Annotated in this window: 21 protein-coding genes; 5 read left to right on the top strand and 16 right to left on the bottom strand. The window is 63.7% G+C overall.

The features are described 5' to 3' along the window. Genes NKJ77_RS10770 through betI form a run of 3 tightly spaced genes read right to left on the bottom strand, consistent with a single transcriptional unit; the run spans window position 1 to window position 3,130 of the window. Window positions 1-1,005, bottom strand: coding sequence for a threonine/serine dehydratase family protein (locus NKJ77_RS10770; RefSeq protein WP_023709828.1), 1,005 nt, complete (start codon window positions 1,003-1,005; stop codon window positions 1-3). Next, on the bottom strand, window positions 1,002-2,531 hold the full coding sequence (gene betC / locus NKJ77_RS10765; RefSeq protein WP_352535168.1) for a choline-sulfatase: 1,530 nt from the start codon (window positions 2,529-2,531) through the stop codon (window positions 1,002-1,004). The genes NKJ77_RS10770 and betC overlap by 4 nt, the downstream gene beginning before the upstream one ends. Before the next feature lie 8 nt (window positions 2,532-2,539). Next, entirely contained in the window at window positions 2,540-3,130 is a 591-nt protein-coding gene (gene betI, locus NKJ77_RS10760) for a choline-binding transcriptional repressor BetI (protein WP_352535166.1), read from the bottom strand. 199 nt (window positions 3,131-3,329) lie between these two features. Here betI and NKJ77_RS10755 point away from each other — a divergent pair, with 199 nt between their 5' ends. After that, on the top strand, window positions 3,330-4,496 hold the full coding sequence (locus tag NKJ77_RS10755; RefSeq protein WP_352535164.1) for an acetyl-CoA acetyltransferase: 1,167 nt from the start codon (window positions 3,330-3,332) through the stop codon (window positions 4,494-4,496). Window positions 4,497-4,523: 27 nt separating this feature from the next. Next, window positions 4,524-5,528: an asparaginase gene (locus tag NKJ77_RS10750; protein ID WP_352535162.1), complete on the top strand. Its 1,005-nt coding sequence runs from the start codon at window positions 4,524-4,526 to the stop codon at window positions 5,526-5,528. On the opposite strand, the gene NKJ77_RS10745 is transcribed toward NKJ77_RS10750, so the two are convergent. Further along, window positions 5,521-6,876 (bottom strand): TIGR03808 family TAT-translocated repetitive protein, encoded by a 1,356-nt coding sequence (locus NKJ77_RS10745; protein WP_352535160.1) that lies wholly within the window; start codon window positions 6,874-6,876, stop codon window positions 5,521-5,523. The two genes, NKJ77_RS10750 and NKJ77_RS10745, sit on opposite strands and share 8 nt — an antisense overlap. 135 nt (window positions 6,877-7,011) lie before the next feature. Here NKJ77_RS10745 and greA point away from each other — a divergent pair, with 135 nt between their 5' ends. Then, complete coding sequence (greA, locus tag NKJ77_RS10740) at window positions 7,012-7,485, top strand: transcription elongation factor GreA (RefSeq protein WP_023670749.1); 474 nt, start codon at window positions 7,012-7,014, stop codon at window positions 7,483-7,485. Between the two features lie 7 nt (window positions 7,486-7,492). Here greA and NKJ77_RS10735 read toward each other — a convergent pair whose 3' ends face one another. The 3 genes from NKJ77_RS10735 to NKJ77_RS10725 form a co-directional block, all read right to left on the bottom strand. Beyond that, complete coding sequence (locus NKJ77_RS10735; protein WP_023705457.1) at window positions 7,493-7,729, bottom strand: AbrB/MazE/SpoVT family DNA-binding domain-containing protein; 237 nt, start codon at window positions 7,727-7,729, stop codon at window positions 7,493-7,495. Between the two features lie 64 nt (window positions 7,730-7,793). Then, window positions 7,794-9,914 (bottom strand): methylmalonyl-CoA mutase, encoded by a 2,121-nt coding sequence (scpA, locus tag NKJ77_RS10730; RefSeq protein ID WP_352535158.1) that lies wholly within the window; start codon window positions 9,912-9,914, stop codon window positions 7,794-7,796. After that, the gene (locus NKJ77_RS10725) at window positions 9,911-11,353 is read right to left on the bottom strand and encodes a methylmalonyl-CoA mutase subunit beta (protein WP_352535156.1); all 1,443 of its coding nucleotides are present in this window, start codon (window positions 11,351-11,353) and stop codon (window positions 9,911-9,913) included. The genes scpA and NKJ77_RS10725 overlap by 4 nt, the downstream gene beginning before the upstream one ends. Before the next feature lie 349 nt (window positions 11,354-11,702). On the opposite strand from NKJ77_RS10725, the gene NKJ77_RS10720 reads away from it, so the two are divergent. Then, window positions 11,703-13,253, top strand: coding sequence for a helicase HerA-like C-terminal domain-containing protein (locus NKJ77_RS10720; RefSeq protein WP_023832441.1), 1,551 nt, complete (start codon window positions 11,703-11,705; stop codon window positions 13,251-13,253). 71 nt (window positions 13,254-13,324) lie between these two features. Next, the gene (locus tag NKJ77_RS10715; protein ID WP_023702211.1) at window positions 13,325-14,194 is read left to right on the top strand and encodes an aldose 1-epimerase; all 870 of its coding nucleotides are present in this window, start codon (window positions 13,325-13,327) and stop codon (window positions 14,192-14,194) included. Between the two features lie 4 nt (window positions 14,195-14,198). Here NKJ77_RS10715 and NKJ77_RS10710 read toward each other — a convergent pair whose 3' ends face one another. From NKJ77_RS10710 to NKJ77_RS10670, 9 genes are all read right to left on the bottom strand, one after another. Beyond that, a complete protein-coding gene (locus tag NKJ77_RS10710; protein ID WP_023687219.1) occupies window positions 14,199-14,675 on the bottom strand; it encodes a DUF4189 domain-containing protein in 477 nt (158 codons plus the stop codon). Further along, window positions 14,672-15,367 carry a hypothetical protein gene (locus NKJ77_RS10705; RefSeq protein ID WP_023727661.1) on the bottom strand — a complete coding sequence of 232 codons (696 nt, stop codon included), beginning with the start codon at window positions 15,365-15,367 and terminating at the stop codon, window positions 14,672-14,674. The genes NKJ77_RS10710 and NKJ77_RS10705 overlap by 4 nt, the downstream gene beginning before the upstream one ends. A 13-nt stretch (window positions 15,368-15,380) precedes the next feature. Then, on the bottom strand, window positions 15,381-15,956 hold the full coding sequence (locus NKJ77_RS10700; protein WP_023670757.1) for an invasion associated locus B family protein: 576 nt from the start codon (window positions 15,954-15,956) through the stop codon (window positions 15,381-15,383). 9 nt (window positions 15,957-15,965) lie between these two features. Beyond that, complete coding sequence (locus NKJ77_RS10695) at window positions 15,966-20,543, bottom strand: YadA-like family protein (protein WP_352535153.1); 4,578 nt, start codon at window positions 20,541-20,543, stop codon at window positions 15,966-15,968. 1 nt (window position 20,544) lies between these two features. Then, window positions 20,545-20,964, bottom strand: a complete 420-nt coding sequence (locus NKJ77_RS10690; protein WP_023805726.1) for a hypothetical protein — start codon at window positions 20,962-20,964, stop codon at window positions 20,545-20,547. A 233-nt stretch (window positions 20,965-21,197) separates the two neighbouring features. Beyond that, on the bottom strand, window positions 21,198-22,133 hold the full coding sequence (locus NKJ77_RS10685; protein WP_023752755.1) for a helix-turn-helix domain-containing protein: 936 nt from the start codon (window positions 22,131-22,133) through the stop codon (window positions 21,198-21,200). An 806-nt stretch (window positions 22,134-22,939) separates the two neighbouring features. After that, window positions 22,940-23,140 carry a hypothetical protein gene (locus tag NKJ77_RS10680; protein WP_023702206.1) on the bottom strand — a complete coding sequence of 67 codons (201 nt, stop codon included), beginning with the start codon at window positions 23,138-23,140 and terminating at the stop codon, window positions 22,940-22,942. A 290-nt stretch (window positions 23,141-23,430) separates the two neighbouring features. Continuing rightward, entirely contained in the window at window positions 23,431-24,240 is an 810-nt protein-coding gene (locus NKJ77_RS10675) for a L,D-transpeptidase (protein WP_352521879.1), read from the bottom strand. Window positions 24,241-24,415: 175 nt separating this feature from the next. Next, the gene (locus NKJ77_RS10670) at window positions 24,416-25,078 is read right to left on the bottom strand and encodes a haloacid dehalogenase type II (RefSeq protein ID WP_023743721.1); all 663 of its coding nucleotides are present in this window, start codon (window positions 25,076-25,078) and stop codon (window positions 24,416-24,418) included. Between the last annotated feature and the right edge of the window lie 166 nt (window positions 25,079-25,244).

Here is a 25,244-nt window from a genome sequence, read left to right as displayed (position 1 = left end):
TCACATGCGCCCATCGTTCATATGCGAAATAAAATCGGCGAGCGAGACATTGCCGCCGGTAGCCATGACCAGGACCGTTTTACCCGTCACATCCACCTTGCCGCCGAGAAGCGCCGCCAGAGAGGCGGCGCCCGATGGCTCGAGCACCAGCTTCATCCGTTCGAAGGCGATCTTCATTGCCCGCCGCACGGAGCCATCATCGACGGTGATGCCGCGCACGCCGGCGGTCTTGACCGCCGCAAACGGCGCGTCGCCCGGCCGCCGCGACATCAGCCCGTCGCAGATCGACTTCGGCGCGATCGGCATGGTCTCGATGGCGCCATGCGCTAGCGATGCACCCATGCCGTTGAAGCCTTCCGGCTCGACGCCAATGATCTCGGTTGCCGGCGACAGATAGTGGAAGGCGAGCGACATGCCGCCGATCAGTCCGCCGCCGCCGACCGAGCAGAACAGAAGGTCGGCACTGGCGTCCTTTGCCTCGAGTTGTTCGAGCGCTTCGAGCCCGGCGCCGGCCTGGCCGGCAACGATCTCCGGATCGTCGAATGGATGCAGCAACGCCAGCCCTTCGGTCTCGGCAATCTCGCGGGCCTTGGCGGCTGCGACCTCTTCACGGGCGCGCTCGCCATGATCGGTCAGCACGACGCGCGCGCCATAGCCTGCGGTCGCATCGCGCTTGGCGGCCGGCGCGTCGATCGGCATGACGATGGTGACGGGAATGCCGAGCGCCTGGCCGGCAGCCGCCAACCCTTGCGCGAAATTGCCGGAGGAGTAGGCGACGACGCCTTTTCTGGCCTCATCCGGCGACAGCCGCTTCAACCGCCAATAGGCCCCGCGCACCTTGAACGATCCCGCCCATTGCAGCGATTCCGGCTTGATAAAGACGCGGGCCGCACCCGTCTCGTTGGCCAAGGCTGTCGATTCCAGCAAAGGCGTGATCTGCGTCGCCTTCGACGTCACGGCATAGGCCTGTCTGAGGTGCTCGAGGGAGGGGACAATTGTCATCATTCGCCTCGCGGAAAGCGTTTCTGTTCCTCGAGATTGTCGAGGTTCATGTGGTTGCGCATGTAGCGTTCCGACGCCTTCTGCAGTGGCTGGAATTCCCAGGGGTAATGCGTGCCGTTGCGCAGCGCGGGATAAACCACCCAGCGCCGCGCCTGGCTGACGCGCACCGCGGCATCGAATGCCGTCATGTCCCAGCGCGCTCGCACGGCTCCCGTGAAGGCCGCCACCAGATCGGCATGCGCCGGATCGGTGGCAAGATTGGTGCGTTCTTGCGGATCGGCTTCGAGATCGAACAGAAGCGGCGGGTCGATCTCGCAATGGATGAATTTGTAGCGGCCGTCGCGGATCGCCACCAACGGCGCGTTGGAGCCCTCGGCGGCATATTCCATCAGCACCGGCGCGGTGCGCTGTCCGCCATCAAGCAACGGCAGCAGCGACTGGCCATCGGTCCACGGCGCGATGGCAGAGATGTCGATGCCGGCGAGATCGCACAGTGTCGGCGTCACGTCGAGGTTGGAGACCGGCGCCTCGACCAGCCCGGCAGGAATACCCTTGCCGGCGATCATCAGCGGCACCCGCGCCGAACCTTCGAAGAAGTTCATTTTGAACCACAGGCCGCGCTCGCCAAGCATGTCGCCATGGTCGGAGCAGAACAGGACGACCGTGTCGTCCAGCATGCGCGTGCGTTCCAGCACCGACACCATCTCGCCGACCTTGTCGTCGAGATAGGAGATGTTGGCGTAGTAGCCGCGCCGCGAGCGGCGGATCTGCTCGGGTGTGATGTTGAAACTGTCGTAGTCGCTGGCCCGGTAGAGCCGCTGCGAATGCGGGTCCTGATTGGCATAGGGGATGAATCCCACCTCCGGCTCAAGCGCCGGACAGTCTTCATAGAGATCCCAATATTGCCGCCGTGCGACATAGGGGTCGTGCGGGTGGGTGAAGGAAACCGTCAGGCACCAGGGCCGGCTGGCCTCGTCCTCGGAGGTGCGGGCAAGATCGTAAAGTTTTTGCACCGCGTGGAAGGCGACCTCGTCGTCATACTCCATCTGGTTGGTGATCTCGGCAACGCCGGCGCCGGTGACAGAGCCCAAATTGTGATACCACCAGTCGATACGCTCGCCGGGCTTGCGGTAATCCGGCGTCCAGCCGAAATCGGCGGGATAGATGTCGGTGGTCAGCCGCTCCTCGAAACCGTGCAACTGGTCAGGGCCGACGAAATGCATCTTGCCCGATAGGCAAGTGTAGTAGCCGGCGCCGCGCAGATGATGCGCATAGGTCGGGATCGAGGAAGCGAATTCGGCGGCGTTGTCATAGACCTGGATGCGCGACGGCAATTGCCCGCTCATGAAGGCGGCGCGGCCCGGCGCGCAAAGCGGCGAGGCCGTGTAGTTGTTGCCGAAGCGCGCCGAGCGTGCGGCCAGCGCCTTGAGGTGCGGCGCATACAGGAAGTCCGCCGGCCCGTCCGCAAACAGCGTGCCGTTGAGCTGATCGACCATGACGATCAGGATGTTGGGTCGCCTTGATATCACTGAGGGTGTCACTGTGTCTGTCGCCCGCCGAGTTTGATTTCGAGATAATCTTCGACCAGCGCGATCGCGGTTTGAGCATCCGGCACGCCGTCCTTCAGCGCGCGCCTGATGTACAGCCCGTCGATCATCGCCGCGACCGCTTCCGCCGCGCGGTCGGCCTCGTTGCGCGGCAGTATGCCGGTCAGTCCGCTCATCAGGTTGGAATGCAGCCGCCGCGCATAGACCCTGAGCAGCCGGCGCAGGGCCGATGATTTCTGTGCATCGACATAAAAGGCGAGCCAGGCCGCGATGGTTTCCGGCCGGAACTGGATGTCGGAGAAGTTGACGGCGACCACCGCCGAAACGCGTTCGCGCGGCGAGCCGGCGGATTGCAGCGCGCGCCGCATGTCGATCGTCAGCTCGGCCAGAATATGCCTCATCGTCGCCAGCAGCAGCTCATCCTTGGCGCCGAAATAGTGGTGAGCCAATGCTGACGACACACCGGCGCGCCCCGCTATCTCCGACATGGTCACGTCAAGCGAGCCGCGCTCGCCGATCGCCGTGATCGTCGCGTCGATGAGCGCCTTGCGGCGCAACGGTTCCATTCCGACTTTAGGCATGATGTTCCCGGCTTTTGCGGCGGAGATTATTTTTTATTGACGCGTCAATCAACAAAAAACGATCCGATTGGAACCTGCACCAAGCGATTGTCGGCTTGCGGCCCTTTTCGATGCGGGCGGGATTGTTTATATTTGAACAATAAAGGCGAAGTGCGCCATTTGCCCACATGTTAGGCTGGCGCCAAGGATGGAGACCGCCATGACCGCATGCATCGTTGGCTGGGCGCATTCGCGCTTCGGCAAGCTGGAAGGCGAGACGCTGGAAGGCCTGATCACCAAGGTCGCGGTCGACGCGCTCGACCATGCCGGCATCGGCCCGGATGAGGTCGACGAGATCGTGCTCGGCCACTTCAATGCCGGCTTTTCCCCACAGGATTTTACCGCCAGCCTCGTGTTGCAGGCCGACGACCGACTGCGCTTCAAGCCGGCGACGCGGGTCGAGAATGCTTGCGCCACCGGTTCGGCAGCGGTCCGCCAAGGCATCCGCGCCATCGACGCAAACGCTGCCCGCATCGTGCTGGTGGTCGGCGCCGAGCAGATGACGACGACGCCCGGGCCTGAGATCGGGAAGAACCTGCTGAAAGCTTCCTATCTGCCGGAGGAGGGCGACACGCCGGCCGGCTTTGCCGGCGTCTTCGGCAAGATCGCACAGGCCTATTTCCAGCGTTATGGCGACCAGTCGGATGCGCTGGCGATGATCGCCGCCAAGAACCACAAGAACGGCGTCGACAATCCGTACGCGCAGATGCGCAAGGATTTCGGCTACGAATTCTGCCGCCAGGAAAGCGAGAAGAACCCCTTCGTCGCCGGTCCGCTGAAGCGCACCGACTGCTCCCTGGTTTCCGATGGCGCCGCCGCCCTTGTGCTGACCGACACCTCGACGGCGTTGAAGATGCGCCGCGCCGTCGCCTTCCGCGCCAACGAGCATGTCCAGGATTTCCTGCCGATGTCGAAGCGTGACATCCTGTCCTTCGAAGGCTGCGAGCAGGCCTGGAACCAGGCTTTGAAGAAGGCCGGCGTGACGCTCGACGACCTCTCCTTCGTCGAGACGCATGACTGCTTCACCATTGCCGAACTCATCGAATATGAGGCGATGGGCCTGGCCAAGCCGGGCGAGGGCGCCAGGCTGGCGCTGGACGGCACGACGGCAAAAGACGGCAGGCTCCCGGTCAATCCTTCGGGCGGGCTGAAGGCCAAGGGCCATCCGATCGGCGCCACCGGTGTGTCGATGCATGTGCTGACCGCCATGCAGTTGACCGGCGAAGCAGGCGGCATCCAGGTGCCGGACGCAAAGCTTGGCGGCATCTTCAACATGGGTGGCGCTGCCGTCGCCAACTACGTTTCCATCCTCGACCGGATCAGGTAGAAGCGGCCCGTATATTTCGGGGTGGTGATGACAAATCCGGTTCTGGTCGAAGTCTTGCGCGGCGCGATCGTCGAGAGCGCCCATCGCGGCGCTGTCGCAATCTTCGACGGTGACGGCAAGCCTGTCCTGGAGATCGGCGATACGGCGCGGCCGGTGTTTCCGCGCTCGGCGGTCAAGGCGATCCAGGCGCTGCCGCTGGTTGAAACGGGTGCTGCCGATGCGTACGGCTTGGGCGACCGCGAACTGGCGCTGGCCTGCGCTTCGCATTCGGGCGAACCCGCGCATGTCGAACTGGCGCAGGCGATGCTGGCCAAGGCCGGGCTCGACAAGTCGGCGCTGGAATGCGGCGCGCATTGGCCGTCGAGCCACGACGCGACGATCGCACTGGCCCGCACAGGCGTCTCGCCGAACGCACTGCACAACAATTGCTCGGGCAAGCATTCCGGATTTCTCTGCACCTGCGTGCACTCAGGGATTGCCCACCAAGGCTACGTCAAGGCAGGCCATGGTTTGCAGGAGATGGTGCGCGACGCCATGCAGGCGGTGACCGGCGCTGCCCACGATGCGGATCACCGGGCAACCGATGGCTGCTCGATCCCCACCTATGCCGTGCCGCTGAAAAGTTTTGCCCTTGGCTTTGCCCGCATGGCGACGGGCAGGAGCTTTGGCCCTGAGCGCGCCAAGGCGGCCAAACGCCTGCTGTCTGCCTGTATGGCCGAGCCTTTCCTGGTCGCCGGCACCGGCAAAGTGGATGTGGCGCTGATGCAGGCCGCGCCCGGCCGCATATTCGTCAAGACGGGCGCCGAGGGTGTCTATTGCGCTGCCGTTCCGGAGCTTGGCCTCGGCATCGCGCTAAAATGTGATGACGGCGCCGGCCGCGCCGCCGAGGTGATGATTGCCACTGTGCTGGCAAAACTTCTCAGCGCCGACGGCGCACTGGCGGCGAACCTTCTGGAGCGGGCCAATCCGCCGATCGAAAGCCGCATCGGCGCCAAGGTCGGCTCGCTGCGGCCGACGACGGCGCTCAGCTGACCCTGTTTCGCTCGACCGTCAGATGCGCATAGCCACTTATGCTTGACCGCGCGAGGTCGCCGGTCGCCGGTTCGGCCCAGCGCTGGCCGATGATGGCGCCGTTCTTGGCGCCGTCGATGACGTTGTCGGAAATGATGGCGTTTCCAGCGCCTTCTACCACAGTGACGGCGATGCCGGTTCCGGCCTGACGGATGATGTTTCCCGTCGCCACAACATTGCGCATATAAGCGCCCCAGCCGATCTGCATGCCGTAGAGCGGCGCGTTCTCGATGACATTGCCCGAGACGGTGGTGTCGGCCTCGACGCTGATACCGACGCCGAAGCCCGGCGCGTCGGCGGGGTAGGGGCCGGTGGTCGAGAGGTTGCGCACGATGTTGTTTGAGCAGACACCCATACGGCCGCCGTCGTTGAAATTGACGATCGAGATGCCGTTAGCGGCACCATCGACGATGTTGTTGCCGATGATGGCGCCTTCGAAGGAGAATTCGGAATAGAGCGCGGTTTCGCCCGACCGCGAGCAGGTGTTGCCGGTCATCTGCAGATTGCTGGAACTGTTGGCGCGGATCGCCGAGAAGGCGCAGTCCGAGACGATGTTGCCGGTGACCGAGACATTGCCGGCACGGAAGGCGTTGATGCCATTGCCGTTCTGCCCGGTGCCGCCGCCGCGCGCGCCGATCCGCTGCACGCGGTTGCCGCTGACGATCGTGCCGTCCTCGGCCTGCTGCCAGCGATGCACAAGAATGCCGCCATTGCCACAGTCGGATACGGTGTTGTCGGATATCGCCAGGCCAGCGGCCTCGACGGAGTAGATGCCGGCGTCCGCAGCCCCCGAAATCTCGGACCGCTCGATGCGGCCCGACGCATGCTCCAGCGCCAGCCCATGCTTGCCGCTGCCGGTGATCGTGCAATTGTCGATGACGAGATGGGCGACGCGGCGCAGGTCGAGCAGGCCTTGCGCATCGTCGGCCAACCCGCCGTTGGCGCCGTCGAAGACCAATGCGGTGAACTCTATATGCTCGGCCTGTTCGGCCGTCAGCAAATGGCCATTGCCGCCATAGAGGATGCGCGAGGCGCCCGGCACGCCCGAAAGCCTGACGCGGGCGGGCAGGGTCAGGTTGGACACGACATAGGTGCCCGGCGGCAGGAACACCGGCGCATTGCGCTGGCTTGCCTCGGCTAGCATCGTGGCGAAGGCCTTGCTCTGGTCGTCCGGTGCGTCCGGCTCCACGCCAAGCTCGGCGGCGTTGATCGAGCCGCGCACCGCCGTTTTCGCCAAGGCGTTGCCCACCGAAAGGCCGAGCACGGCAAAGCCGGCCGTCCCCTTCAGAAGCGTTCGTCTGTTCAACATCGGCACAGATCCCTGCGATGAAACGTCTTCGCAGGAATTGGGCCAGCCGCATAGGCTCCGCTCCGCCGTAGCCCGGTCAATGATTGGTCAGGCAACTGGCTTGTACAGTCGCCGAAGCGGGCCTAAGTTTATCCGATGAGCAGGGCTTTTACCCGCGAGGAAGACAGCGAAAACGCCATTGCCGGCATCGGCGAGCGGCCGATCAGCCAACACCGCAATCTGGTGACGGAGCGCGGCCTGGCGATGATCGAGGACAATCTGGCCGATCTGCGCGACATTTTGGCGAAAGCCGAGCGAAAAGCCGATCGCGAGCGCATTGCCGTCGTCTCGCGCGACCTGCGCTACTGGACAGCGCGCCGCGAAAGCGCCGAGCTTTCCGTGCCGGAACCGGGCAGCGACCAGGTGCGCTTCGGCATGGGTGTCACGCTGGAAAGCGATGACGGCAAGAAAGTGCACTGGAAGATCGTCGGCGAGGACGAGGCCGACCCCTCAAAGGGCAGCATCTCACACGTCTCGCCAATGGCCGTGGCGCTGTTCGGCAAGAAAGTCGGCGACGTCGCAAGCGTCAACGGCAAGGAATGGGAAATCGTCAAGCTGTCGGACGCCTGACGCCAGCTCACCCTATTTGCACAGCCAGCTTTCGCAACGCGGGCTCATACTTGTCCATGACATCGCGAGCAGCACGTATTTGCCGTTCGACGTCGTCACACGGCACCGGCCTTAGGATGATGCCGTCGTCGGTTTCGATGATCTGGAGTTCATCGCCCACCTGCAGGCCCAAGCTGTCGAGCGTTTCCCGCGGCAGGATTACAACGCCCGATCCGTCCTCAAGTCCGTGAATGATGGTGTTCATAGCTATACCATAGGTTGCGCCCGATATTGTAACGCAACTTTGATAAGCAGTGCAACTGTTTCAATCAGCCCGCCAGCAGCCGGTCCAGCAACCGATCCGCAGCCTCCGGGATAACCGTCCCTGGCGGGAAGATTTCCGCGGCACCCGCTTCCAGCACTGCGCCGTAATCCTGCGGCGGGATGACGCCGCCGGCGACGATCAGCATGTCGCTGCGGCCGAGCTTCTTCAGCGCGTCGCGTAGTTCGGGGATCAGCGTCAGGTGCCCCGCCGCCAGCGATGAGGCGCCGATGACATGGACGTCCTGCGCCACCGCCAGTCTCGCGATCTCGTCGGGTGTCTGGAACATCGCGCCGACCGTGACGTCGAAGCCGAGATCGGCGAAGGCCGTGGCGATCACCTTCTGGCCACGGTCGTGGCCGTCCTGTCCCATCTTTGCGACCAGGATGCGCGGCTTGCCGCCGGACTTCTTCTCGAAAGCTTCGAGCTTCTCCAGCAATCGGTCGACCGTCAGATTGTCGCCAAGCGCATTGCGATAAACGCCGGAGATCGTTTGCACCGAGGCGACGTGACGGCCAAAGACCTTTTCGAGCGCCAGCGAGATCTCGCCGACCGTGGCATAGGCGCGCGCGGCGCGGATGGCAAATTCCAGCAGGTTTCCGTTACCCTGCGCAGCGCGGGTCAGCGCATCGAGCGCGCTCTCGACCGCGCCGACATTGCGCGTGCCTTTCAGGTTCTGCAGCTTCGACAACTGTCGGGCCTTGACCTCGGCATTGTCGATCTTCAGCACGTCGACCTCGATGTTGTTCTCGGGGCGATGCGCGTTTACGCCAACCAGTATCTGCTCGCCGGAATCGATACGCGCCTGCGTGCGCGCCGCCGCTTCCTCGATGCGCAGTTTTGGAATGCCCTGTTCGGTTGCCGCCGCCATGCCGCCAAGCGCCTCGACCTCTTCGATGTGGGCGAGCGCACGCGCCGCCAGATCGTGCGTCAGCCGTTCGATATAGGCCGAGCCGCCCCACGGATCGATGATGCGGGTGGTGCCGGATTCCTTTTGCAGGATCAGCTGCGTGTTGCGGGCGATGCGGGCCGAGTGGTCGGTCGGCAGCGCCATCGCCTCGTCGAACGAGTTGGTGTGCAGCGACTGGGTATGTCCCTGCGTCGCCGCCATCGCCTCGATCATGGTGCGGGTGATGTTGTTGTAGGGGTCCTGCGCCGTCAGCGACCAGCCGGAGGTCTGGCAATGGGTGCGCAGCGACAGCGAGCGTTCATCCTTCGGTGCAAAATTCTTCTGCATCAGGGTCGCCCACAGCAGGCGCGCCGCGCGGAGCTTGGCGATCTCCATGAAGAAGTTCATGCCGACCGCCCAGAAGAAGGAAAGCCGCGGGGCGAAACGGTCGATATCGAGCCCGGCGGCGACGCCGGCGCGGGCATATTCGATGCCGTCGGCGATGGTGTAGGCGAGCTCCAGGTCCGCGGTCGCGCCGGCCTCCTGCATGTGATAGCCGGAGATCGAGATCGAATTGAACTTCGGCATGTGCTGGGAGGTATAGGAGAAGATGTCAGACACGATCCGCATCGAGGGCTTCGGCGGATAGATGTAGGTGTTGCGGACCATGAACTCCTTCAGAATGTCGTTCTGAATGGTGCCGGCGAGATCCTTCTGCGCAACTCCTTGTTCTTCGGCCGCAACGATATAGAGCGCCATGATCGGCAGCACCGCGCCGTTCATGGTCATCGACACCGTCATCTCGCCCAGCGGGATGCCGTCGAACAATTGCCGCATGTCGAGGATGGAATCGATGGCCACGCCCGCCATGCCGACATCGCCTGATACACGCGGATGGTCGCTGTCATAGCCGCGATGGGTGGGCAGATCGAAAGCGACCGAAAGGCCCTTTTGGCCGGCGGCGAGATTGCGCCGGTAGAAGGCGTTGGATTCCTCGGCCGTCGAGAAGCCGGCATATTGCCGGATCGTCCACGGCTGCTGGACATACATGGTCGGGTAGGGACCGCGCACGAAGGGCGGCATTCCCGGATAGGTGTCGAGATGCGGCAGCCCCTTGAGATCGCCCTGGCTGTAGAGATGCTTGACGGCGATGCCTTCCGGCGTCAGCCGCTGGCCCTTGACCTCGACCGGCGCTCGCCGTGGCGCCGACCAGCCAACATGGCTGAAATCCGGGATCACTGTGCGGCTCCGATTGCCTGGTCGATGCGGACGGGAAACAGCGCCTCGCACACCGCCACGCCCTCTGTGAAAGGCGGCCGCCGCTCAGCCGCCAGCGTCTCGACCGGGGCATCGTTTTTCAGCGGGTAAAGCGTGGTGCCGATGATTACCCGTTCACCCGACCGGTAGGCCTCGGCGCGGCGCTCGGATGCTGCCGTGACGCGCTTCTGGATATGCCCTTGCTGCAGGCTTGCCAGAACGCCGCCTTCCGCTTCGATCCGCTGGAACTCTTCCCACGCCGCTTCGCACAGGCCCAGGGTCAGCGCCTCGACTGCGCCCGACCCCAAGGCTGGGTCGGCGACATGGTCGATATGGCTTTCATTGGCCATGATCAACTGTGCATTGCGTGCGACGCGGCGGGCAAAGCCGGCCGGCAGCCCGTGGGCGATGGTGTGTGGCAGGATTGAGATCGAATCCGCGCCGCCTGCTGCCGCCGCAAAGCTGGCAATGGTGGTGCGCAGGATGTTGGTTTCGGGATCCGCCGCCGTCATCATGCGGAACGACGTCTCGGCATGGATGTTGGCTGCCGATGCCGGGATGGAACAGGTTTCCTGGATGCGCGCCCACAGCCTGCGCAAGGCCCGGACCTTGGCCATGGACAGGAACTGGTCCTGGTCGACGCTCAGCGCAAAGCCGATATGGGGAGCGGCATAGACAAGCGGCTGGCGCGCATCCTCGAACATCCTGAGGTAGGAGACGGCGGAAGCGAGCATGGTGCCGAGTTCCTGCGCCTCCGTGGCGCCGGCATTGTGGAACACTCGCCCATCCGCCTCCAGCAGCACACCCGGCACGCCCAGCGAGAAGAAATGCGCCAGTGATTGCGGCATCGATGCCTGCAACGCCTCGATCGACATGCGCAGCCGGCCGGTTCCGGCAAAGATTGCCGCCGGGTCGATGCCGAAGGAGAGGTTCAGCTTTGCCGGGTCGGAGCGGCGCTTGCTCAGGAACGCCACCAGCCAGTCAGCGACGGCACGGCTCCAGGGATGGGCGTCGATGCGGATCTGCGTGCGGTTTAGCGGTACGCCGTCCAGCACCGTCTCCAGCGCCTGCGCCGTCCTCGGCAGGCCATAGCCGAACGCATTCGGAGCACCTTCGAAGACAAGCGACAATCCCGTCGCGCCTTGTGCCACATCGTCCAGGGCCTGCGCCTTGGCGCGGCCGATATCGGGATCGTCAATGCGCTGGCTGACGATCCAGGGCAATTTGGGGTTGGCGCGCACAAGCGGCTCGGCGCCGGCGGCGCGATCGTAGAGCGGTTCGATGCGAATCTGATCGTCGGTATGCGAGACCAGTTTTTCCTCGAAGGAGGCGCCGGCGAGCGCCTTTTCGGCCAAGGCCAGCCAACGCTGGCGCTCGACGTCAGCGGGTTCGACACTCCTGGTCAAGGCTCCGGCGCCCATCCATGCTCCTCGTTTTTATGCGGCCGCACCAGCGTCAGCCGTCCAGTCTACGGTTCCCTGCCAGATATCGCAATGCAATGCGCTTGCGCGGTTGGGATTCGCTTCCCTGACATAGGGCAGCCTGCGTGGACGAACCATGAACGATTGCCAAACAGCGGCAAAATCCGCAAGTTCCAAAAAGCCGATTTGGAGGATTGGTTCAATTTAGACGATTGGCCCAATCTGGATGAATAGCCAACTGGATGGATAGCCCAATTGGAGAATAGCATTGTCGCTGCGCAATGGCCTGACTATACCCTGCGGCACGGCCACAGGCTTTTAACACATCAGTTTGCGGAGACATGGTCATATGGCTGACGACACCAGCATTTTCCTCGGCGCCAGCCGCAAGCCCGACGACAGCTATCAGCGCGCCGAACAGCTCTTGCTGCAATATGGGAACCGCCATGGCCTGATCACCGGCGCCACCGGCACCGGCAAGACGGTTAGCCTGCAGATCCTGGCCGAGGGGTTTTCCAATGCCGGCGTGCCTGTGTTCTGCGCCGATATCAAGGGCGACCTGTCTGGCATCGCCATGATGGGCAAGGCGCAGGATTTCCTGGTCAAGCGGGCCGAGCAGGTCAAGCTCGATCCCTATGACTTCCAGGAATTCCCGGTCATCTTCTGGGACCTGTTCGGCGAGCAGGGCCATCCGATCCGCGCCACCGTCTCGGAAATGGGGCCGCTGCTTCTGTCGCGGCTGATGAACCTCTCCGAAGCGCAGGAAGGCATCATGAACATCGCCTTCCGCATCGCCGATGAGGATGGCCTGCTGCTGCTCGACATGAAGGATCTGCAGGCGCTGCTGGCCAACATCGCCGAGCGCGCCGACGAGATCAGCTCGCGCTACGGCAATGTCACCAAGCCGTCGGTCGGCGCAATCCAGCGCACGCTTCTGGTGCTGGAACAGCAGGGTGCGGCGCATTTCTTCGGCGAACCGGCCTTGCGCATCGCCGACATCATGCGCACCACCCGCGACGGCCGTGGCGCCATCAGCGTGCTTGCCGCCGACAGACTGATGATGAACCCCAGGCTCTACGCCACCTTCCTGCTCTGGCTGATGTCGGAGCTGTTTGAGGAATTGCCCGAGGTTGGCGATCCCGACAGGCCGAAGCTGGTGTTCTTCTTCGACGAGGCGCATCTGCTTTTCGACGAAGCGCCGAAGGTGCTGATCGACCGCGTCGAGCAGGTGGTTCGCTTGATCCGCTCGAAAGGCGTCGGCGTCTATTTCGTCACGCAGAACCCCTTGGATATCCCTGAAAAGGTTCTCGCCCAGCTCGGTAATCGTGTCCAGCACGCGCTGCGCGCCTATACGCCGCGTGAGCAGCAGGCGGTCAAGACCGCCGCCGACACCTTCCGGCCCAATCCCGATTTCGACTGCGCCACCGCCATCACCCAGCTCGGCACCGGCGAGGCGCTGGTCTCGACGCTGGAGGTCAAGGGCGTGCCGTCCATGGTGCAGCGGACATTGATCCGGCCGCCGTCGTCCAGGCTTGGCCCGATCACGGCGGACGAGCGCCGCAAGCTGATCGACCAGAGCCCGGTCGCGGGCCAGTACGACCAGACCATCGACCGCGAATCGGCCTTCGAGATGCTGCAGAAGAAAGCCATGGGCGCGCAGGAGGCGGAAGAACAGGCACAGCCGGCCGACAGCGGCCGCTCACGCTGGACCATCCCCGGCTTCGGCAATGACGGTTCGCCGCCACCGCAATCCGGTGGCCGGCGCGTGCCGGCGCCGCGCCCGTCCAACCGCCAGACGGTGGCCGAAGCCGCGATCAAAGCTGTCGTGCGCTCGGTCGGCTCGTCGGTCGGCCGCGCGATCGTGCGCGGGATTCTGGGCAGCCTGTCCAGGGGGCGGTGAAAAGTGTCAGCCAGCCCGCCTCGGACATGATCAGCGGCCAGAACATCGCCATCGACGGCGGTTGGTAAGGGATGGCCGGCCTCCTGGAACTGCGCGACGACCGCGCCCGTCTGGTCCTGGCGCCGCAAAAGGGCGCGGCGATCGCCCGCTTCGACGCACTGGTCGGCGGCGCAACGGTGCCGCTGCTCCGCCCCGACGATGGCACCGGCGCCTCCGGCTGCCAGCTTCTGGTTCCCTGGTCGAACCGCATCTCAGGCGGCGGTTTCGCCTTCGACGGCCGCTTCCATGCGATCGAGCCGAACGTGCCGGGGGAGGCCTTTCCAATCCATGGCGACGGCTTCCAGAGGGAGTGGCGGATTGCCAGCCACAGCGCCACCGAGGCAGAACTGGTCCTCGACGCCGGTGAAATCGGCCCCTACCGATATACGGCGCGGGTCGCCTATGCGCTGCATGACGGGGCCTTGGATGCCACGCTCACGGTGGAGAATCGCACCGGCATTCGCCTGCCTTACGGGCTCGGCTTTCATCCGTGGTTCCCGCGCAGCGCCGGAACGACGCTCGAGGCGAAGGCGGCGCGGGTCTGGCTGGAGGACAAGCATCATCTGCCGGTCGGCGTGGCGCCGGTGGCCGATTACCCCGCGTGGAATTTCTCGAACGCCTCCCTGTTGCCGCGAAGCTGGGTCAACAACGCCTTCGACGGCTGGGACCGCCGCGCCAGGATCACCCGGCCCGAGGACAGGATCGCCATCTCGCTCACCGCCTCGCCATTGCTCGACGTCTTCATCCTCTATTCGCCGTCGCAGGATGCCGATTTCTTCTGCTTCGAGCCGGTGTCGCATACCGTCGATGCGCATCACGGCAAAGGGCTGACCCCGCTTGAGCACGGCGCTACGCTGAGTGCAAACATGCGCCTCGATTGGCGTTCCGCTGCTTCGCTCTGATGCGTCATGTGCACACCCACTCGCGGATCTTGCATTTTTGTCCGTTCCGCTCGCACGCCTGCAGTGTCAGGTCTTCGGCATCCCGGCGTGTTTGCGCCGTCTCGGCGCCCCAACTGGTCAGCCGCCCTTCCGGCTTCTCGCCTACGGCGAGGGCGCCGCAATGCTTGTAGGGAAAGCCGGTATTGTCGTCATCGTCCCAATGGCGATGATTGCGGAATACGCTGACCACGGCGCAGCTGCCGCCGCCGGCGTTCTGGCAATGCTTCAGCGCGATGTCCATCGCCTCCTGCCGCTTGTCGGCGCCCCAAAAGAAGCCGTGCTTCTCGTCGGGGCTCGAATAGGCGATCGCCGCCCAGATGCCTCTCTCCTCCTGGGCCGGCGGCTCGGGCACGTCCGCCGCCGGGGCTAGGTCCGCCGCGCCCAGCCGCCCGGCGCAAAGCAACAGCATGCCGATCGCCGCAATGGCGGAATTCACCCTCATTGTACGCCTCCTTGTTTACCTGCTGCCGAGGCCACGGAAATGACGACGCAGCTGTTGCCGGTTGGCAGCAGCATCGCGTTGCCCCCTCCATTGGCCAGTTCATAGACGCTGATTTGTCCAAGATTGTTGGCGAGCTTGCTGTCTTTCGGAAGCAGGGCCGGAACATCGGCGCAATTGGCCGCGAATGGCGCCACCCTGACCATCGTACCTTCGCAAACGGATGCGGTGGGTGCCGCGAACACCAGACCTGCCGCCGGGCCGCTGTAGCCCTGTGTAGCGTAGTTCATGCCGACCAAGGCTTCCACGAGGTGTTTGTCGGGGGCCTCGTTGTTCCAGATCGACTGGACGCTGTACGTCGTGCCGGTCGTCAGCATCTGCCCAAGGGCTGGGAAAATGTTGGAACAAGACTGCAAGCCTGCCTCTTTGGCGTGTTGCAGAAATGGCGTCTCGGCCAGGGCCGGATTGGGCTGGTTGGTCTCCGCGACCGCCGGCTGCGGCAGTAAATTGTGGAGCAGGTCGTAGCGCATGGCCGCGAAGCCGGCCGTGGCGACGACGGCAATGGCGAGCAACGAGAAGACAGCGGTCCTCGCGCGGTTTCGTTGCGGTCTGCTCCGGTCTTCGATGCCGACCCGGACAGCATCCTTTCCCTGGTTGCGGGACATTATCCGGTCATGGATCGATTGCTGGTTCATCGCGATTGCCTCGTCAATTGATCGCCGCAACGGCCGCGGCCAAGCCCTTGAGGGTCGCGGTTACGTTGATCGTCCTGCCATCCGTGGTCGGGAAGGAGATGACGGATGCCGCGGCCTTCGAAATCTGTTCGCGCATGATCGGACCAACCGGCAGCATGCCGACGCAGACGGCCTGATTGCATCCGTCGAGTTGAATTTTTATCGGCTCCTTGCGCCCCTCGAATGTCAGCGAGACAGGAGCGTCGCTCTTGGCGATCGGCGGGGCGCGCAAGATCATGTAGGGGTTGCCTTCCTTGGTGGCGGCAAGCGACCAGCTGAACGCAACCTGTCCTGCCTGGTCCTCGATGATCTGGGTGACATTGCAGACCTTTTGGCGCGCCTTCAGGTTCTCGTCGCAGATCAGCGTCCAGTTCTCGAACGGACGGGTGGTCCGTTGATATTCGCCAAGCTTCGCATCCGCAGGGATCGCTACGTCGGAAGGTTTTACCCTGTAGCCGGAAGGGATTGCTTCCTGCCCGGCCGCTAACGGGCCGGACAGGAGCATTGACGTCATGGATATCGCGACAGCAAGGACTGCCTGCCTGATCATGGCCGGGCTCTAGTTCAGCGTAAGGCTGACGCCCGCGCCGACACCCCAGTGTCCGCCTGCCGTCGTACCGGACAGGTTCGCTCGAACACGTCCTTCCTCGCTGGTGTAGCCGGCGCCGAAGGCCAGGGCGCCTTCACCGCGCCAATAGCCTCCGCCGGCGGCCACGCTCAGCTTGCCGGGACGATCGTCGTAGCGCAGCGAGCCGGCCGCCAAGCCGATTGCCGCAGCCTGGCGCGCCTCGCCCCTGACCTCTCCCATGTCCATGTTGAGCTGGCTGAGTTTGGAGTCCGCATACGCATTGGCTTGCTGCAGCGTGGTGGCCGCCACCTGGTTGGTGTAGTTCTTCGAATTGTCTAGGTTGAGTGCTAACCCGCTGTTGAACTGCTGAACATTGACCGCATCGGTGTTGGCAACGCCCGGCCCGACATTGTGGATGACCACCGGCGTGTTCGGGTCGCCGCCGGCAAGGGTAATCGAGTTGGACTTGTTGCCGTTCCCGTCCTTGTCGTACTGGACGGCGAACTGATTCAGGTCGCCGACGCTACCCTGCATGGCTTCGACCGCCTGGTTGGTGGCGAAGAGCTGGCTGCCGTTGATGGCGTCGGTGGAGGTGCCGCTGATCCGGCCCGCCGCGACATTGGTGACGGTGCGCTCGTTGCCGACGGTGCCGACGCTGACCGTGCTGGTCGGAGCTGTTCCGGCGAAGGTATAGGCAACGCCGTTGATCGTGGTGCCGGTGGTGGCGACCGCCGCCGCCGTCGTCGAGCCCGCGCCGAGCGCGACGCTGCCCGGCTCGTTGGCCTTTGCGCCGGCGCCGAGCGCCACCGCCTGCGCTCCGTTGGTGGTCGCGTTGGTGCCGAGGGCGATGCTGTCGGCCTGGTTGACCGTCGAATTCTGGCCGATCGCGATGCCTCCCGGCGCCGTCTGCTGCACGATGGCGCCGTTGCCGATGCCGATGCCATTGTCGCCATTGACGGTGGTGCGCGGACCGACCGCAACCGAATCGACGCCGACCGCGAGCGAATCCGCTGCCGTCGAATTGGCATGGAAGTACAGGCTCCCCGTCACCGCGAACGAGCTCAGCGCGCCCTTCAACTGGCGAAGCGTGACCGCGTCCTGGTCCTGCGTGCCGTCGGCCACGTTGATGATCTGGCGATAGGAGGTGGAGGTGCCGACCGAGACGGCGCCGAGCAGGCTCATGTCCGCGGTGTTGTAGGGAATGAGGCCGGTGCCGGAGAGGATCGACCCCGATACGGGCGCGACCGCCCGATCCGAAACCGAGCCGGCGCCAAGCGCCACGCCGCCGATGACGCTGGCCTGGGTGTCGCGGCCGAGCGCCAGCGCATTGTCGGCGCTCGCGGTCGCCTGGTAGCCCAGGGCGGAAGAGCCGATCCCTTGCGCGAAGGAGTCCGCGACGGCAAGCGTCCTGTCGTTGGTGCGCACATAGCGGATGCCGTCGCCATTGGCGTCGGTGTAGGCCAGCGAGGTGTCGCCGGCAATATTGCTGATCGAATTGCCGAGATTGGTGATGTCAGCAGTATTGGCGGCGATATCGGTGGTGTTCTGCGTCACCTGCTGGTTGGTCGCAAACAGCTGCGAACCATTGACCGCATCGGTCGAGGAGCCGCTCAACTGCCCGGCCGCGACGTTCTGGATTTGGCGTTCGGCGCCCACCGAGCCGACCGAGAATGCACCCGCGGGCGTTGCGCCGGCGAAGGTGTAGGCAACGCCGCCGATCGTGGTGCCGCCGACAGCCGTCGTCACGGTCGACACCGCATTCGCGCCGATCGCCACGTCGCCGGCATTGTTGGCAACAGCATTCGGGCCGATGGCAACGGAATCCGTCCCCAGCGCCTGCGAATCCGCCAGCGTCGAATTGGCGTGGAAATACTTGATGCCGCCGCCCGTGCTGATGCTGTTGATCGTGTTGCCGAGATTGGTGATGTCGGCGGTGTTGGCGGCGATGTCGGTCGTATTCTGCGTCACCTGCTGGTTGGTGGCGAAGAGCTGCGAGCCGTTGATCGCGTCGGTCGACGAATTGCTGAGCCGGCCCGCCGCGACATTGGTGATGGTGCGTTCCGCGCCGACCGCGCCGACGCTGACGGTGCTTGCCGGCGTCGTGCCGGCGAAGTTGTAGGCGACGCCGCCGATCGTCGTGCCGGCGGTGCCGACCGCCGCGGCGGTTACCGAGCCCGAGCCGAGCGCCACGTCGCCGGCGTTGCTGGCGTTGGCGAGGGCGCCCAGCGCGATTGCATTCTGGGCGCCGGCATTCGCTCCTACCCCGAGAGCGGTCGCTTGAAAGGCGGTTGCAAACGCGTTCTGGCCGATCGCGGTGCTGGACGTGGCTGTGGCATTGGCGTTGGCGCCGACGGCGGTGCTGTATTGGCCCGTGGCCTTGGAGATGTATCCCATCGCCGTTGCGTCAAGCGCCGATGCGACGGCGCCGCTGCCGAAGGCCGAGGCGTTGGCGTCGGAGGCGCTCGAATTGGTGCCGGCCGCGATGGCGTTTGTCCCCGTCGCGGTCGCGACTGGTCCGATAGCAACGGAGTCCGTGCCCGTTGCGGACGAGTCCGCCGCCGTCGAATTGGCATGGAAATACTTGATGCCGCCGCCGGTGCTGATGCTGTTGATCGTGTTGCCGAGATTGGTGATGTCGGCGGTGTTGGCGGCGATCGCCGCCGTGTTCTGCGTCACCTGCTGGTTGGTCGCAAACAGCTGCGAGCCGTTGATCGCGTCGGTCGACGAGTTGCTGAGCCGGCCCGCCGCGACATTGGTGATGGTCCGCTCCGCGCCGAGCGCGCCGACGCTGACAGTGCTCGTCGGCGTCGTGCCGGCGAAGCTGTAGGCCGTGCCGCCGATCGTCGCGCCGCTGGTGCCGACCGCCGTCGCGGTCACCGAGCCCGAACCGAGCGCTACGTCGCCGGAGCTTGCCGTCGCCGTCGCGCCGTTGCCCAGCGCGACATTGCCGGCAAGGCCGGCTGCACCCGCCGTCGAGCCATTGCCCAGCGCCACGGAGCCTTGCCCGACGGCCTTGTTGTTGTTGCCGATGGCAACCGCGCCTGCGGCCTGGTTTGCGGCTGTGGCGGTTGCCGTGCCGTCGCTGTTGGCGATGTTGTTGGCGCCGCCGGTGAAGGCGCCGGTGCCGCTGGCATAGCTCGGATCGCCGATGGAGACCGCGCCGTTGCCGTAAGCCGTGTTGCCGGCGCCAATGGCGACAGCCTTGCCGCCCGTGGCCGTCGCGGCCGTGCCGATGGCAACCGCGTCGGCGGAATTGGCGACCGCAGCATTACCGATCGCCACGGCGTTGGTGGCACTGGCCTTGGAGCCGATGCCGAGCGCGGTGCTGGCAATCCCGCTAGCGGCGGCGCTGACACCGGCGGCAAGAGAATTGTCTCCCGTCGCATTCGCGCCGGACCCGAATGAGGAGGCGTTCGCGCCGCTGGCGACAGCCGTGTTGCCGATCGCTGTGCTGGCGGAGCCACTCGCAACCGAGGTAGCACCCATCGCCGTGGCGAAAGCGCCCGAAGAGAGCGAATTGGTACCGATCGCGATGCTGTTGGGCACAGCCGTGTTGGCCTGAACGCCCGCCTGCGCGCCCGTGCCGAATGCGATGGACTGGTTGCCCCATGCACTGGCTCCTCTACCCACCGCTGCGGCGTTCGTTCCCGTTGCTTTGGTCAGGACGCCAATGGCAAGGGCGTTTTGCTGATTTGCTGTGACATCCGTGCCAAGGGCGATGGCGCCTTGGGCCAAGGCCCCTGACCCCGCAACGGTGCGCGCGCCGATATTGATAGAGTTGATATCGGACGCGACCGACTGGAAGCCTATCGCGATGGCGTTTTGACTGCCTGCATTGGCGTTGGTACCTTGGGCAAGGGAATCGATTCCGCTCTGGGTTGCTTGATATCCAAGCGCCATACCGCGCAGGCCACTAGCACTGGACTGATAGCCCATGGCGTATGCGTATTGGGCGCTGGCTACCGACCCGTAGCCAGTGGCGAACGCATAATTGTTGCTGGCCGTGGCGCCGACACCGACCGCGGTGGAGTTCGATCCCGAAGCGTGGGAGTTTGTGCCCAGTGCGCTGGCCCCGGCCGCAGTGGCGTCGGACTGAACGCCAATGGCTACCGTATTGATGTTGTTTGAAATCGCGCCGCCGCCGATCGCCACCGCGCCGCCGGTGCCTGTGGCCTGCGCATCCTGGCCGATTGCCACTGCGTATTGCGTTGACCCGACAGACCGGGTCCCGATCGCAACAGCATTGAGCTGAGAGGCCGTCGCGGCCGGGCCGATAGCGACTGAGCCACTGGCCGTCGCGGTGCCGCCGCCGGCGGCATACTGCGCGGACGCCGGGGTGGCGATGCTCCCGAATGCGATTGCACCCAGCGCCGCTGCCGCAATTCTGCCGCTGCCCAGCGTGCCAAGCCCCAGACATTTGCGTCGCATGCCGAGCACGCGGCACGCGTTGCGCAGCACCGCCATCAGGCGGCGCCGCACCGAGCGGCTGTCGGCCGCGCCCGCGATCCAGTTTCCGACAAAGCTTGAAGAAAGTTCGATCCTTCTCCGCCCCTCGACGCGTTTGGTCATGCTAGTTTTTCCTCGCAATTGCCGAGGCGCTCTGATGTGCCGCACCATTCGCCTCGGTGGCCAAAAAATCTTCGAAATTGCGCGTCTTCTCCCGCAACGAGAGAGCGACCTTCGCGCCTTGTTTTTCAATCAGCTGATAGGCGCTCGCGACCCATGGCTGCGTCGGTTCTGGAACCGCATGCAGTGCAGCCTCCGTCCGTTCCGGCGGCAGGTTTACCGCCACCAGCGCGCGGCAGAGATCGAAATGAAATCCCGGATCGCCTTCACCACAAGCCGGAGAGGTCAGTCCAAGCACGAAACAGGCCAGGAGATGGTCGAGTTCCGCAGCGCTGATCCGGCTGGCGTATTGGCGTTGCAGTGCAGCCCAGGCCGCTTCGGCCTTAGGCGCGAAGACCTCGATTTCCGCGAATTGAATGTCCATGGGACAATCCGACATGCTGTATCATCTGGTTGCTCCCCCGCCCCAAATGACTTCAATCGCGACCATGAGCACATTCGCGGTGCAGGTATTTTGGAATAATCCGGAATCTTTGTAGGAAAATCCGGTATTTGGTCCCTGCGCGACAACTGTGACTGCTCTGCCACACAACCTTCGACTATACTGAAGATCAATCGAGGTATCGCCACGGACAATCATGCGCGCCGCAACAAGCGTTAACGTTGCAGCTTCACCTGCCTGGGGGTTCTGTTCCGGTATCTGGACATGGTGACTGTCAAGTGGCTCTGGTCCGAGAATCCACTGAGATGAGCGACTTCCGCAATCGACAGGTCGCTCTCGATGAGAAGTTTTTCGGCGAAATCGAGACGCAGCCGCAGCAGGTATTTGTGCGGCGGCTCGCCAAAAGTCTTGGTGAATGCCAGGATGAAATGGCTCGGCGACAGGCCACAGAGTGCGGCCAGCTCGGCCACCGCGATCTTGCTGGAAAAATTTACCTCCAGGAATTCCCGCACCCGCCGGGCGCTGCGGTTCGACAGACCGCCCTTTGGGGCTTGTGGCAACTTTCGCGCTCCTGCGTAGTTCCGAAGCAAATGGACGCCGAACATGGTGACCAACGAATCGACATAGAAGTCGTTTGGAGTTTCCCGATCCGTCAGTTCCGCCTTTAGCAACTGCGCGAGTTGCAGCGCCTGGAAGTCGACGGTCCCGTACGGCGGCGGTTGAAGCTCGGCATGGCCGGTGTCGAATTCACGCGTTGCCAGCTCGAAGAGACTCTCGGGGGTGAGCGCCACGATTGCGCTTTCCGTGGTGGATGACCGGGTCACCTTGCCGCCGAGATCGGCTGGGACGACCATGATCATACCGACGTCGCCGTCGTATTCGTGGACTTTGTCGCTGCCCAGCGATGCCGCTATCCCTGGTGAGGGGGCAAGCAGAACCGAAGCGAAATGTTCCGCCGCTTTGAATGTGTGTGATCCCGGCCGATGAACGACATGAGCCGCGCCGCCTCGAAACGTGACCAGGTAGCGCCCCGCGCTTTCCGGAATTCCGTCGAAGATGCGACGATCCGCGCGCCGCCGCTCTGTCCCGGCGCTTTCCTGGACGTTGCCTCTATGTTGCATCTTCGTCTCTGCCACTGCTGCGCCGATCAATCCAATCCTGTGCTATATCGAGGCGCCCAGAATTCACGTTTGCTCCTGGGCGTTCCTTCGAATCCTACAGATGCTGCTTTATATTGCAAAGAAGAATTTGAGCTCAAATGAAAATTTTACCAGGATTTTGACTATAAATTTACAGGTTTGAATTTTTAGCCAAGGCTACCTGACTATTTTCCGATCTTATCTTACCATTTTGCCTAGTTATTGTGCATAGTGTGCCGTCACAATCCAGCATTGTATTCCGAATATAGATCGCGCGGCCATTGCCAGAGCTGGTCGACTATCTGTCATTGTCACGGGATCCAGCAGCAGTTATCGCCCGAATCATGGCTTCTTTCCCTTGTGCTTCTTCATGGCGGTGGCCAAATGGCCTTGATCCGAAAATCCCGCGAGGTAGGCGACTTCGGCGATGGCGACCCTCCGGGAGCGATCCAGGGCTGCGGACAGAGCATGTCCCGCTCCCCCGCATGGTTGCTCTTCTGGGATTGGCATTTTCGGGGATTGTGTCGAGGGCGTGCCGATCGACCCGATCGGCGCCTGCGCTGCGTTCCTGAACCTCGCCCGCATTTTTCATTCAGCCTTGCCTCAGCCGCTTTGCCAGCCCATCGAAATTCCGTGCCGTTCAAACAGCCAACCCGGAAATCCGGACGGTAATTTGTATCCCCCATAGTCCTGCCCAAAGGCAGCGTAGCGCATCCCGCGGATAGAAAAAACATTGTAGGTGAAGAAAAAAGTTTGCGCGAGAAAAACATGGCCTGGCTTGGCCGGCGCTACGGAATTATCCGGCTCACGCAGGCCTGCTAAAGATTGCCTCGGCGTTTCTCGTACAGATCCCAGCACAGCTCGACCATGGCCAGAAGAACGTCTTCCTGGCTCCACCCGGCGGCAACCGCCGCCTCGACAATTCCGCGGACGAGCGGCAGCAATTGGCGCTCGCATTCGGCCGACAGGTTGGCCTCGGCGCCGTCGGCAGGCGGACTATCGAAATCAAATCCCACCATCGGCGTTCCCCCGCCATCAATGATCTAATGAAATGTATGTCTCTGCAATCATACTCCCGTCTAATATACATCAATCGGTAACGAAACACAGCAGCGTCGAGATTGACAGGGCATGGCCGCCCCGATTGCAGCGGCTCCATGGTTCGTCTGGACGTCTTTTTTGGCCTCCTGTTGCCGGCATTGCATATCTTGGATGCGAACCCCAGGCATTCGCGTAAAGCTATCGGGATCCTGGCGGGGGTTTGCCGCATGGAGCGGAACCTGCCGCTTCATGGCATCGATGAAGTCGATCAGGTCACCGGGCCGAGCAGGACCGAGCCATCCGGCACCCCGCCATCGATCGGGATGGCTCTGCGGTTTGCGCTCGCCGCCATCGGCTGGCCGATGTCGGACGTCACGATAACCGGGCTCTTCGACGGCACGCGGTCGTAGAGGTCGATGATGTCCTGATTTATCAGGCGCACGCAGCCTGACGAGACGGATTTGCCGATCGAGTTCCATTCCGGCGAGCCATGCAGGCGGTAGAGCGTGTCGACGTTGTCGTGGAACAGGTAGAGCGCGCGGGCGCCGAGCGGGTTCTTGAGGCCGCCGGGCATGCCGCCGTTCTTGGCGCTGTATTCTTCCAGTTCAGGCTGGCGGGCAACCATCTCATCGGGCGGCGTCCATTTCGGCCATTTCTGCTTCCACTGGACGACGGCGTCTCCCGACCATTCGAAGCCGGCGCGGCCGAGGCCGACGCCGTAACGGATCGCCTGGCCGCCTTCGCGCACCAGATAGAGGAAATGGTTGGTCGTATCGACGATGATGGTACCTGGCCGCTGGCCGGTCGGATCGGGAACGATCTGGCGCAGGAACTGCGGGTCCATCTTCTTGATCGGGATCGCTGGGAGCTCGAACCCGCTGTCGGAAATCGGGCCGTACATCGTCGCATAGTCGCCGAGCGGCGGCTCATCATAGGTCGGCGGTGGCGGTTCGACCGGCGCCGGTGCCGGTCCGGTGGTGGTGCAGGCGGAGACCGCAATCGAGGCGGCGCCAAGGGCTGCGGCATTCAGAAAGCCGCGACGGCTCAGGCGATAGTGGTCAATTTCGGTCTTCAACATGGTTGCCTTTTTTAAGTCTCAAATCGCAAGAAAGCGTGAATGCCTTCAGGCGGCGCAGTGGTCGGCCTCCCCCAATGCCTGACGCGATAGGCGGTTCCGATTCTGGCCTGAGGGTGGACAAACAAAGGCGAAGCTGTGACCGCCCTGCCACTGTTGCTCGAAGGCAACAGAGTGATCAGCCGCCGGTCAGCAGGCCTTCAAGCGACGGCAGGATCAGCGCCGGCGGGAAATCCCGGTATTCCTCGGGCTGGTTGGCGCGGTTGATCCAGACGGTGCGAAAGCCGAATTTGGTGGCGCCGGCGATGTCCCAGCGGTTGGACGACTGGAACGAGACGGCGCCCGGATAGAGTCGCCAGCCCGTCGCCACCATGTCGTAGGTCGACGGGTCGGTCTTGAAGCGCCTGACGGCGTCGACCGAAAAGATATCGTCCAGCACCTGGTCGAGGGCGGCCGACTTGACCGCCGCTTCCAGCATCTCGGGCGAGCCGTTGGACAGGATTGCGAGCTTGGCGCCGGATGCTTTCAGTGCCTTCAGCACGGCCGGCACTTCCGGATAGCAGTCGAGCCGCCAATAGGCTTCGAGCAGCTTGGCCTTCAGTCCCTTGTCGGCGGAGGGAACCTTGCGCAGGGCGAAATCGAGCGCCTGTTCGGTGAGCTGCCAGAAATCGGCATAGCCGCCCATCAGCGTGCGCACCCAGGAATATTCCAGCTGCTTGGCGCGCCAGATTTCCGAAAGCAGCGGGCCGTCAGGGCCGATCTCGCCGTCGTGACGGCGCACGGCGGCGTGCACGTCGAACAACGTGCCATAGGCGTCGAAAACGTAAGCCGCGTAATGCATGGCGACAGTTTTGAGGGCAGGCGGCGCAAGGTGCAAGCATCGATTGTAGTCTTGATCGCTTTCTTGGGGCGCTCTGGCCTCAACAAAAACCGCTCCATGCCGGTTGACGGCGCCGGTCAAAGCATCTTCCAATGCTTGGCACAGGCAGCTTTGAAGCGGAACCGAA

The sequence above is a fragment of the Mesorhizobium sp. M0052 genome (assembly GCF_040323255.1).
Taxonomy (GTDB): Bacteria; Pseudomonadota; Alphaproteobacteria; order Rhizobiales; family Rhizobiaceae; genus Mesorhizobium.
This window is presented reverse-complemented; position numbering and strand designations above follow the sequence as displayed.